Source organism: Rhodoferax sp. (assembly GCF_028689295.1).
In the GTDB taxonomy this organism is placed as follows: domain Bacteria; phylum Pseudomonadota; class Gammaproteobacteria; order Burkholderiales; family Burkholderiaceae_C; genus Rhodoferax.
Genome location: NZ_JAQTWL010000022.1, coordinates 20676 through 31775, shown reverse-complemented (window position 1 = coordinate 31775; position 11100 = coordinate 20676). Strand labels below are relative to the sequence as shown.

Below are 11100 nucleotides of genomic sequence, written 5' to 3'. Positions count from 1 at the left end.
GTGGGTGCGCCGGGTCGAATATCTGGCAAGGTCTGGTTCTTTGAGCATGGTGTGCACGATCGGTTACGTGCACACGATCTTGCGAGATCTGAGCGCTCAATTCAAGATGGGTTTGCTGGGCGCTTACTCTCGTAATCCGTAGGTCGAGAGTTCGAATCTCTCAGTTCCCACCACCCAATTCAGAGGGAAACAAGCTGTCATGGTTTGTTTCCCTTTTCGTTTGGCGACGTCAAAGCGTCGCCTCGAAGTGCATTATCGAGCCGACCGGCAGCGCGTTGCAGTCACATGGCCAATTTTCTCGAAACGCGCAGTCAGAGAGGCCTTCGCGTATGCTTTTGTCGGCACAATCGACTCTGCATTTTGTAAACGTGTGTTCCCATGTTTTTGAGTACCCAGGTCCGTTTGACATCTATTGACCAGTTCGAGTCAGAGTTCGCCTGCAAGATCACCTCACTGCCAATAAACGTGGCGCTTATTGGCTGGTCTGCAGGACAGCAATGCTGGAAGATCGCGCCAGAATCCGTTTTCCGGCATCCTGTTTTCCAGGATCGCGCACCATCAACCCTGCTTTTTCTTCAAAACGCGCTGCTAGCCAGATTGGGAAGTCGTGCCTTTTGGACGCTCTATTGCTTTGACGACGGCTGGAGAGAACGTAACACCTACTCAAAAAACTACAGATGGGTCTATCCACCCAAGCAGGATGGCAAGGCTGAGTGGCGTGGCGAGCCAGGCGAGATACCACTGTTAAGCCAAAAAACATTCAGAATCGCCTGTTATGACGCCCACCAGGGAGATCCCAGTGCACTGCTGCTACCCGAGTCGCATTACCTGTCCAGAAACAACTATTGCAACATGTTTTCGGACATAGAACGTCACTCGGTCGCATGGAACGCCAAGCTTGGTCGCGCGATCTATTGCGGTGGCCAGCATGGCGAATGTGCAAACTACTTTCCCCCAAGCGTGGAAAGAAGAGAACATCCCAGGGCTTACCTCGAAAGCTTCGTCAAGGAAAACGGACTACCGGTCGAGGTTCATTTGGGTCACAACGTTTCGCAAAGCGAGCAGCTCAAGTACAAATACATCCTTGACGTTGACGGATATGTTCGCACGTGGGATGCCTGGGCCTGGAAGATGCGAAGTGGCTCTGTGATTCTTTCCCAGGACTCTGTATGGGATTCCTTTTTTACCCGCCTTTTCCAGGCTTGGGTTCACTATGTTCCAGTTGCCAATGATTTTTCCGACCTGCAGGAAAAACTGCTCTGGTGCCTAGAACATGACAGCGACTGCAGGCAGATGGCGCAGCAGGCCGACAGTCGAGCCCGCGAGGTCTATTCGTTAGCCAACGTGGCGGCGACGTTCTCACAAGATTTTCTGGAAAGAACCTGACCGCAAATCCGCTCGAACTCTTGCATGGCAATCAGCGTGTGTTGGTAACGTTCGCGCCAACCCATCACAACTGATCAAGCCAGATGGAAACATCCTCAAGACGCGAATACCGTATGGAGCGCATCGGCACGACCGCCTTGATGCTTTCGAGAAAAGCGGTGAATGCCCTGGCAGAGCTCCTTCATCAGGTCCGTCGCCGACCTGCTGCGCGGTGACTACAAGCAGTCCGAATAAGGCAAGGTCACGGGTGTTGCACGGTCCTCCGCACGAAGATCGGCATGAATCAACCCGATTTGGTGCATATTTTTCCAGCCGACTGAATCTAGCCCTCTGTTGACTCATTCAACAGCTTGGATTCAAAGATGCGGGTGGCACATGTTTTGCTTTGAATGAGTTGTACCGCTTCAAAACGGTATGCCGATTGGCAACAACCTTTTCAATGCAACTGGAGCTCCCCTCATGACGCTGATTCGCCGCAAATTTCTTTCTACTGCCGCCATTACGGGAGGTGTGTTGGGCACCCCCGCCCTGGTGCATGCACAGACCAAGCCCGTTTTCAACTGGAAAATGACCAGCGCCTATCCCAAGGGCTCCCCTTTCTATTTTGACGGCCCCGGCAGCGCCACCGACCTGGCCAAACGCATCAAGGAGATGTCAGACGGACGGCTCAACATTCAGGTGTTTGGCGCCGGCGAACTGGTTCCGGCCTTTGAAGGCTTTGATGCGGTGCGCGCTGGCACCGTGGAAATGAACCATGCCAACAGCTATTTCTGGACCGGCAAGACCTTTGCCGCCCAGTATTTCACCGCAGTCCCATTCGGCTTGAACTTTCAGGGTGTCAACGGCTGGCTGTACGACGGCGGCGGCATTGACCTGTGGAACGAAGTCTATGCACCATTTGGCATGGTGGCCATGCCTTGCGGCAACACCGGCGTGCAAATGACGGGCTGGTTCAAAAAAGAGATCAAGTCGGTGGCTGATCTCAAAGGCCTGAAGATGCGCATTCCGGGCCTGGCGGGCAAGGTGTACGCCAACCTGGGCGTCGATGTGAAAGTATTGCCGGGCGGTGAAATCTTTCCGGCGCTGGAACGCGGTGTGATTGATGCCGCCGAATTTGTCGGTCCGTACCAGGACCGGCGCCTGGGGCTGCACAAGGCGGCCAAGTATTACTACACCACGGGTTGGCACGAGTCTGCCACCGTGTCCGAGTTGCTGATCAACAAGGCTGCCTGGCTAAAGCTTCCCAAAGACCTGCAGACCATTGTGCAAAATGCGGCCGCCGCCTGCAATGTGATCAGCGAAGCCTGGTGCCAAAGAAACAACGCTGAGGCCATGGAAGACCTGGTCAAGAACCAGAAGGTCATCGCCCGGCCCTTGCCCGACAGTGTCATCAAGGCGCTGCGCGCCGAGACCGGCAAAGTGTTGGCCGAGGCGGTCGCCAAAGACCCTCTGACCAAAAAAGTCCATGACTCCTACATGGCCTACATGGCCAAATACCAGGCCTGGGCCGAAGTCAGCGAAGGCGCTTACCACAACACCGTGCTGCGCGGTTAAGCGCGGGGATTCACGACCATGCATAAGGCGATCACACGCGCCATGGTTGGCATTGAATCGTTCATCGACATGATCGGAAAGGCCACCGCGTGGGTGGCCCTTTTCATGATTTCCTTGGTCGCCTTCAATGTCATCCTGCGCTATTCGTTGAGTTTGGGCTCGGTATGGGCGCAAGAACTGGAGTGGCATTTGCTGGCGGCACTCATCCTGCTGGGCATGAGCCACTCTTTGCAGCGCGGCGATAACGTTCGGGTGGACTTGTTCTATGCCAATTACACCCGCCGGACTAAGTTTGCGGTGGACGTGGTGTCAGTGCTGCTGATCACCCTGGTGGCCCTGCTCTTCGTCTATTTGTCTTTCGCTTATGTGGCCCAGTCGTATGACATCAACGAGCTGTCTCCCGACCCGGGCGGGATCCCCTACCGCTGGGTCGTGAAGTCGCTGATTCCAGTGGGTTACGGGTTGTTGGTGTTGCAGTCGCTGGGGCAACTCATGCGCATCGTGCACACCCATGAAGCACCCGAGGAGTTTGAACATGTTTGAACCCCAGACCTACGCCATCTTCTTGCTGGTCGGGTTTTTCATCCTGCTGATGATCGGCATCCCGGTAGCCACCAGTCTGGCCACTGTCGGTTTTGTCTTTGGTTACCTGGGTTTTGGCGACTCGCTGTTCAACCTGCTGCCGTCCCGCTTTTACGGCATTGTGGCGGGCTACCAATGGATGGCAATTCCGCTGTTTGTGTTCATGGGCGTGATGCTGGAAAAGTCGCGCCTGGCCGATGATCTGCTCGATGTCATGGGCCACATGGCCGGTGGTTTGCGCGGCGGCATGGGCATCGGCATTGTGTTGTTCGGCATCCTGATGGGTGCCACCACCGGCATCGTGGGAGCGACCGTGATCACGCTGGGACTGCTGGCGCTGCCGACCCTGGTGAAGCGGGGTTACGACAAAAGCCTGTCTTGCGGCGTGATTTGTGCCTCGGGCTGCCTGGGACAAATCATTCCACCCAGCCTGATCCTGATTTTGCTCTCCGACATCATGCAGTTGTCGGTGGGCACGCTGTTTGCGGCTGCGGTCGGACCGGGTTTGCTGCTCGCCGGCGTTTACATCGTTTATCTGCTGGTGCGCGGCTGGCTCGACCCCGAGTCCATGCCGCCCATCCCGCTGGCCGAGCGTGATGCCGTGTCTGGCCGGGAACTCGGCATCCGGTTCATCAAAGTGGTGGTGCCACCGATCATGCTGGTCGTGGCGGTGCTGGGCTCGATTGTGGGCGGCATTGCGGCCCCGACCGAGGCCGCCTCCATGGGCGCCGTGGGTGCCGTGATCATTACCATGCTGTCGGGTCGCTTTACCTGGCAAAAACTGTATGAGGTGGCGCTGGAGACCAGCAAGATCACCGCCATGATGATGTTCATCCTGATGGCGGCCCAGGTGTTCGCGCTGTCCTTTCGCGGACTGCATGGCGAAGACCTGATTTCAAGAATGTTCGAGATGCTGCCTGGTGGTGTCAACACCGCCGTCTGGTTCATGATGCTGATGATCTTCTTGCTCGGGTTTTTCATCGAGTGGATCGAGATCAGCTACATCGCGGTGCCGCTGTTTTTACCGATCCTGCTGTCACAGGGGGTTGACCCGATCTGGCTGGCCATGCTGATCACCCTGAACCTGCAATCGTCGTTTTTGACGCCGCCATTTGGCTGGGCGCTGTTTTACCTCAAAGGGGTTGCGCCCATTGGTATTTCCATCAAAGACATCTACAAAGGGGTAGTGCCGTTCATCGCCATGCAGGCTGTCGCGCTGGTGATAGTTTTCATGTTCCCGCAAGTCGCCCTGTGGCTGCCCAAGGCAATTGGATGGTAAGCTCGTTCTGACTTGATCAATTGGAGACCTTGAATGATTCACACGCTCACCGCCCTGGGCGGCATGCACGTTGCCCCGCACCACCTGGCCGCCCAGGCGGGCCGCGACGTGTTGCGCGAAGGAGGCAACGCCGTGGAGGCGATGGTGGCCGCCGCAGCGGCAATTGCCGTGGTGTATCCGCACATGAACACCATCGGCGGTGACGGTTTTTGGCTGATTCAGGAGCCTGGTAAAACCCCGGTAGCCATTGATGCCTGCGGCCCGGCTGCCGGTCTGGCCACGCGTTCTTTTTATGCTGGCCAGGACGCCATCCCGACGCGCGGCCCCCAGGCTGCGCTCACCGTGGCCGGCACCATCGGCGGCTGGATCAAGGCACTTGAAGTCGCGGCGCCCTGGGGCCATGCCCTGCCGCTCGGGCGCTTGCTGTCCGATGCCATTCGTCACGCCCACGCTGGCGTGGCGGTGACCCGCAGTCAGACCGAATTGACACGCCAAAAGCTCGATGGCCTGAAAACTGCGCCGGGCTTTGCCGACGTCTATCTGGTCGATGGCCAGCCACCGGCGGTTGGCCATATCCTCAAACAAGCCACTTTGGGAAAGACGCTTGAGGCTTTGGCCGAGCGCGGTCTGGACGACTACTACCGTGGGCAAATTGGCGCCCGCCTGGGTGCTGAACTTGAGCGCCTTGGCAGCCCCTTGCGCGCTTCTGACCTCGCTGCCTACCACGCGCAAGTGGTTGAACCGCTGTCAGTGCGGCTGGGCAACAGCACGGTCTATAACCTGCCGCCTCCCACACAGGGGCTGTCGGCCTTGATGATTTTGGGCTTGTTCGAGCGCCTGGGGGTCACGCAGGGCGAAGGCTTTGCCCATCTGCACGGGCTGGTGGAATCGACCAAGCGCGCCTTCCGGGTGCGCGACCGCGTCGTCACCGATCCCAGGCGCCTGCCGGCTGACCCACGCAGCTTTCTCACGCCCCAGGCCCTCGATGCGCTGGCTGGCGACATCGACATGCAGGTGGCCCTGCCCTGGCCCGACAACGCCGCCCCTGGCGACACCATCTGGATGGGCGCGGTGGACCGCGAAGGGCGCGCGGTGAGTTTTATTCAGAGCATTTACTGGGAATTCGGCTCAGGCGTGGTACTGCAAGATACCGGCGTTTGCTGGCAAAACCGCGGTATCAGCTTCTCGCTGGACCCGAAAGCCCTCAATGCGCTGGAGCCCGGACGCAAACCCTTTCATACCCTCAACCCGTCGATGGCTCTGTTCGACGACGGCCGCGTCATGCCCTACGGCACCATGGGCGGTGAAGGCCAGCCGCAAACCCAGGCCGCGGTGTTCACGCGCTACGCCAGGTTCGGTCAGGAACTGCAACAGTCGGTGACGGCGCCGCGCTGGCTGCTGGGACGCACCTGGGGCGACAACAGTACCTCGTTGAAACTGGAAAACCGCTTCGATCCAGCCGTGGTGGCAGCACTCAAGGCAGCCGGGCACCAGGTGGAAGTGCTCGGCGAGGCATTTAGCGACACCATGGGTCATGCGGGTGCGCTGGTGCGTCACCCCAACGGCCTGATTGAAGGCGCCGCAGACCCGCGCAGCGATGGCTCGGTCGCGGGGGTTTGACCCGCGCCAGCGCTCATCGGCCCGAGGCTGGGTTTTGTCGTGGCGTGGTAACGGCTTGCTGCCGTAACTTGCGGGGCGCTACTTCAAGCTCCTGCTTGCTGCTGCCGCGCTTATTCGCACCCGGCTGGCTTGCCGCAGGCAATGGCTCCTCAGCGCGTTGCCCTGCCTTGGGTGCTGCCGGTTGCTGCCGAGGCGGAGTGACCCCAGCTTTGGGCTGAGCAGTTCCCTTCTCATTAACCGTCGGCGGGCGCAGCGTCCGGGTTGCTTCCTTCGTTGGCGGAACCACTCTGACGACGGGCGCTGGTGGCGCCACCATAGCTGGTTTGAGTTCCCGCTGTGCGGCATCGTCCAGCGGCTTAGCCGGTTTGGCCGGCACTTGCGGCTGCTGCGCGGCAAGGCCGGGGCGCACGGCTGGCGGTGTCGTGCGGGCGAGCACCGGCCGCTCGAAGACGCGCGCCGGGGGCTGAGCGCGCTCGGCACCTGCGCCACGCACACTGCCTTTGGTCGGTACCGCTGGCGGAGCAATTGCCACAGGCGCGTTTGCAGTCATGCCCGGGAAATCATGCACCACGTTTCTGGCCACTGGCAGCGATTGAACAAAAGCGCTCTTCGGCACGGCGACAACGGCCCCTGGCACGCGCCGATTGCGATAAATGATATTGCTGATGTTCGGGTTGTTGTAGTAGTTGTTGATCACGGTGGTGTTGATGACCGTGTTGCTGAGGTTGACCTTCGCGAAATAGTCGCGACTCCCGGCATACGAAGGAAGATAGATCTCATTCGGTGCCAGAGGAAACCAGGCGACGCCACTGACGATGCCCACGAACACCACCAACGCCGGCGCATAGTAAGCCCGGGCACGCACAGGCCCCGGCACCCATCCCCACCTGTCCCGCACGTGAGCCCAGCGGCCGTAGTGGGTCACCGCAAAGCCCCATGGCGCGTCGTCAACCCATGTCCAGCCCCAGGGATCGATCCAGATCCAGTGTCCGTCGCGATACGGCGCCCAGCCGAGCACCACTTGATTCGGAAACCAGACATTGCCGTAGCTTGCGTCGGTATGCCAGGTGCCATAGGCGTCAAGGTCCTGATAGCCGATCACGTCCGGAGACACATAACGCGCGGAAACCGAGAGGTCGAAAGCGCGGTCACGTTCGCTTGCCCAGAGTTCGAACTCGTCGGCACGCTCGGCGAAGACGGTTTGCACGTCGCGCAGGGTAGTGCCGGTGAAACGATAAGCTTGCCGGGCATTGATGGCATACGACGCACCTTCGCCATACACCTCAGCCTGGCCGTTGCGCATAAAGACCGCTGTCGCATCACCATCAGGATCCACTTCGACACGGAATGCGCCCGGATGACGAAGCGTCAGGGCGAGATTGGGTGTATCGACCTCGACCACCTGGCCGGGCTCAAGACGACGCACGCGCACGATCAACGTCCCTTGCGTCACCTGCAGTTGAATGATGCGGTCATCAAGGTTGAGCATGGCAATGCCGGTGCGAGCACTCATGCGGATCATGGCACCGCCGATCTCGATCTCGGCCCGCGAACCCACCTCCGCCCACAGACGGTCACCAGTGGCCAAAGGCCGATTCAGGGTGGCCTGCATCCAGTCGTTCTCGCCGCCGGGCAAGAAACTGACCGCGCCGGATATATAACCCAAACGCGCAACGCGTGATGGCGGGTCGGCGCTGGCCAGGCCGCTGAAGACCAACATGGCGATCCCGACCACCAGGTTCAAAAGCCGGAGCATGAGGCGCTGCGTGTGCATGTGAATCCCTTTCGAAAGGAAGTTATCTGGCTCGCTACAGGCGTCGGCCCTGGATCACGCGAATCAGGATGACCACGATCGCGATCACCAGCAGGGCATGGATCAAGCCGCCCAGGGTGTACGAGGTGACCAAACCCAGAAGCCAGAGGACGACCAAGATGATTGCAATGGTTTCAAGCATGCTATTTCTCCTTGTGTCAAGGATCGGCGAATGACGAAGCCAGCGGCCCGGCCCGACAAGCACCGAACGGATACTCTACTTACAAATGCGCAATGAAATGCTCAAGGTCGAACGGCGATCTCGTTCTTGACGGACTTCACGCCGTTGACCTTGCGCGCAATACTCTCGGCCGTGGCTTTTTCAGTGGCACTCTTGGCAAAGCCGGATAGCATCACCACGCCATTGAGCGTTTCAACGCTGATGCTGGTGCCTGCCACATCCTTGTTCTCCAGGAGACGGCTCTTGACCTGAGTGGTGATGGTGGTGTCGTCGATGTAGGCGCCGACGGTTTCCTGCTCACGGACGACGGCGCAACCGGACACGGTGAGCAGCGCCACCGCAGAAATAACGGCGGCAAGGGTGGTACGGATGATCATGATCAAACTCCTAAGAAAGTGTTGATAAGACTGGAGCCCGCCCGATAGTGGACGTGACATGTTGCACGCTACCGCGATTCAACAGCGTAACTAATGACAATTCTCACGATCCCTACGGACTCACGCCAAGCGATGACACGTTGACGGGTCGTCGTTCAGCAAACCATCACCTTTGGGGCTCGGGTAACTCACCTTGATAACTTCGATTTCGTCCACGCGGTCCGGCATGACCAGCTTGAGCACGTCGCCCTCCTCGGCTTTGAGCAAGGTACGCGCAATCGGCGAGATCCAACTGACTTCGCCTTGGGCGCTGTTGGCTTCGTCGATGCCCATGATCTTCACGGTGCGCGACTCGCCCCCTGCATCCGCATAAGTGACGGTGGCGCCGAAAAATATCTGCGTATTGCCAAAGTGCAGTGACGGGTCGGTGACCTCGGCAATCTCAAGACGCTTGATCAAGAAACGGATGCGCCGGTCAATTTCGCGCAAGCGTTTTTTGCCGTAGTGGTAGTCGCCGTTTTCAGAGCGGTCGCCGTTGCTGGCCGCCCAGTGCACCACCTCCACCATTTTGGGTCGCTCGTTGTCGATCAGGTCTTTAAGCTCGCTGCGCAAGGTGGCAAAGCCTTGCGGTGTGATGTAGTTTTTGCCACCCGCCGGCAAAGGCGGCAGGCGAAGCTCGTCTTCGTCGTCAATGTTGTCTGATTCTTTGGTAAACGCTTTGCTCATGCACGTTATTGTGGCTGTAACCGCAAGAACGAGGCAAATCTTGGCAGGCCTTTGGGTGTGAGGCCGCGGTAGCGGTAGGTCACGACACTGCCCACCGGCGGCGGGTCGGCGCGCTGGGCATTGGTAAAGCCGCTGCCCAGAGAAAACCGTTTGCCATCGGGCATCTCCAGCAGCAAAGCCCCCGTGCGCCCGGCATGCTTGCCCTTGCCCGGCACATGCGCCACCACGCGGGCATCGTCGTCAGGCTGGGGTTTGAGCTTGAGCAAGGCGTCACTGCGCCCGGGTGCCCACAGCGCGTTGTCGTGGTGTAGCACCAGGCCCTCGCCACCGGCCTTCACCGTCGTGCGCAGCAACGTGTGCAGGGCCGCGGCACTGCGCACGCGTTGTTGCGCCACGACCTGCAACCACGCTTGCTGCGCCTGCGCCACCAGGTCTGTCAGGCGCTGCGCACGTTCGGAAAAAGTGCCACTGGCGCCTGGCAGGTCAAACAGCATGTATTGCACGCGTTGCCAGTCGGATGCAACCGGCACTTGACGGCGCACGATGCCCGAGAGCTCGTCAAAGCGCCCGCGCCCCAGCCACAACTCGCCGTCCAGCGCGGTCTTGGGCAAGGCCGCAGTGAACCAGTGAGGCGCGGCAATGGGCAAGCCGCTGCGAAAACGCAGGGTTTGACCGTCCCAGAAAGCGCGCACGCCGTCCAACTTTTCGCTGACCCGGTAGGCACTGGGGTTGTCACCCTCGTGCCACAGACGGGCGTGCATCAAGGCGGGCGCAGATGCCGCCTCTGCCTGCACCGCCAGCGGCTCGGCCGTTGTGGCGCTGGCCAGGACCGGGCCCAGAATACCGGTACAAAGCAGCGCCCAGGAAAGCGGCGTCAAGCAGAGGTGGAATGGTGTCATGGCATTTTCTCCAGTAGTGGCCATATGATTCTGATAGCGCTGCCGAAGCCGTGCTGCAGCCACACCGGCAAACCTCAGAGTTTGTGAGGGACTTCAAGCCGCCAGTCGCGACGACTTGGGCACGTGCGCCATCAGGAATTCCATCTGGTCCGCCAGAATGCGGCGGTTGCGCAAAATGAAGTCTTCCCAAAGGCTGGGCACATAGGGCGTGTAGAGCAGCGGCATGTTGGCCTGCTCTGGCGTGCGATGGCTTTTGCGATGGTTGCAGGGGCGGCATGCGGTGACCACGTTCATCCACGTGTCGATGCCGTTTTGGGCGAAGGGAATGATGTGTTCGCGGGTCAGGTCAAGTTCATCAAACACGTCGCCGCAGTAAGCGCACAGCTTGCGGTCGCGGGCAAACAGCTTGCTGTTGGTCAGGCCGGGTTTGAGTTCGAACGGATTGATGCTGGGCACGCCCTTGGTGCCGATGATGCTCGACACGGTGATGATCGACTGCTGGCCGGTGATGGCGTTGTGGCCGCCATGGAACACCGCCACCTGTCGGCCCATTTCCCAGCGCACCTCTTGCGCGGCGTAATGAATCACCGCCTGTTCGAGCGAAATCCACGATTGGGGCAACCCCTGGGCTGACAGCTTCAAGACTTTCAAAACACGACTCCTGAAAAGTACGCAATCCGAAC

General features: G+C 59.5%; 11 protein-coding genes. 5 read left to right on the top strand and 6 right to left on the bottom strand.

Annotated elements, in window-relative coordinates:
- Positions 1–378 precede the first annotated feature (378 nt).
- The 5 genes from PHF15_RS14485 (at position 379) to PHF15_RS14465 (ending at position 6421) form a co-directional block, all read left to right on the top strand.
- Positions 379–1386, top strand: a complete 1008-nt coding sequence (locus PHF15_RS14485; RefSeq protein ID WP_300122133.1) for a glycosyl transferase family 90 — start codon at positions 379–381, stop codon at positions 1384–1386.
- Between the two features lie 459 nt (positions 1387–1845).
- Positions 1846–2940, top strand: a complete 1095-nt coding sequence (gene dctP, locus PHF15_RS14480; RefSeq protein WP_300122131.1) for a TRAP transporter substrate-binding protein DctP — start codon at positions 1846–1848, stop codon at positions 2938–2940.
- A gap of 18 nt (positions 2941–2958) precedes the next feature.
- Positions 2959–3483, top strand: a complete 525-nt coding sequence (locus PHF15_RS14475) for a TRAP transporter small permease subunit (protein WP_300122129.1) — start codon at positions 2959–2961, stop codon at positions 3481–3483.
- Positions 3476–4801: a TRAP transporter large permease subunit gene (locus tag PHF15_RS14470; RefSeq protein WP_300122128.1), complete on the top strand. Its 1326-nt coding sequence runs from the start codon at positions 3476–3478 to the stop codon at positions 4799–4801. The genes PHF15_RS14475 and PHF15_RS14470 overlap by 8 nt, the downstream gene beginning before the upstream one ends.
- 33 nt (positions 4802–4834) lie before the next feature.
- Positions 4835–6421, top strand: coding sequence for a gamma-glutamyltransferase family protein (locus PHF15_RS14465; protein ID WP_300122126.1), 1587 nt, complete (start codon positions 4835–4837; stop codon positions 6419–6421).
- A 13-nt stretch (positions 6422–6434) separates the two neighbouring features.
- Here the strand turns inward: PHF15_RS14465 and PHF15_RS14460 are convergent, their stop codons facing one another.
- The 6 genes from PHF15_RS14460 to PHF15_RS14435 form a co-directional block, all read right to left on the bottom strand.
- Positions 6435–8195: a DUF6600 domain-containing protein gene (locus tag PHF15_RS14460; protein WP_300122123.1), complete on the bottom strand. Its 1761-nt coding sequence runs from the start codon at positions 8193–8195 to the stop codon at positions 6435–6437.
- Between the two features lie 34 nt (positions 8196–8229).
- Positions 8230–8376 carry a lmo0937 family membrane protein gene (locus PHF15_RS14455; RefSeq protein WP_300122122.1) on the bottom strand — a complete coding sequence of 49 codons (147 nt, stop codon included), beginning with the start codon at positions 8374–8376 and terminating at the stop codon, positions 8230–8232.
- A gap of 101 nt (positions 8377–8477) precedes the next feature.
- Complete coding sequence (locus tag PHF15_RS14450; protein WP_300122120.1) at positions 8478–8792, bottom strand: BON domain-containing protein; 315 nt, start codon at positions 8790–8792, stop codon at positions 8478–8480.
- Between the two features lie 120 nt (positions 8793–8912).
- Positions 8913–9518: a transcription elongation factor GreB gene (gene greB / locus PHF15_RS14445; RefSeq protein ID WP_300122118.1), complete on the bottom strand. Its 606-nt coding sequence runs from the start codon at positions 9516–9518 to the stop codon at positions 8913–8915.
- A gap of 5 nt (positions 9519–9523) precedes the next feature.
- Positions 9524–10417 (bottom strand): DNA ligase, encoded by an 894-nt coding sequence (locus tag PHF15_RS14440; RefSeq protein ID WP_300122116.1) that lies wholly within the window; start codon positions 10415–10417, stop codon positions 9524–9526.
- Positions 10418–10510: 93 nt separating this feature from the next.
- The gene (locus tag PHF15_RS14435) at positions 10511–11068 is read right to left on the bottom strand and encodes an HNH endonuclease (protein ID WP_300122114.1); all 558 of its coding nucleotides are present in this window, start codon (positions 11066–11068) and stop codon (positions 10511–10513) included.
- Positions 11069–11100 lie beyond the last annotated feature (32 nt).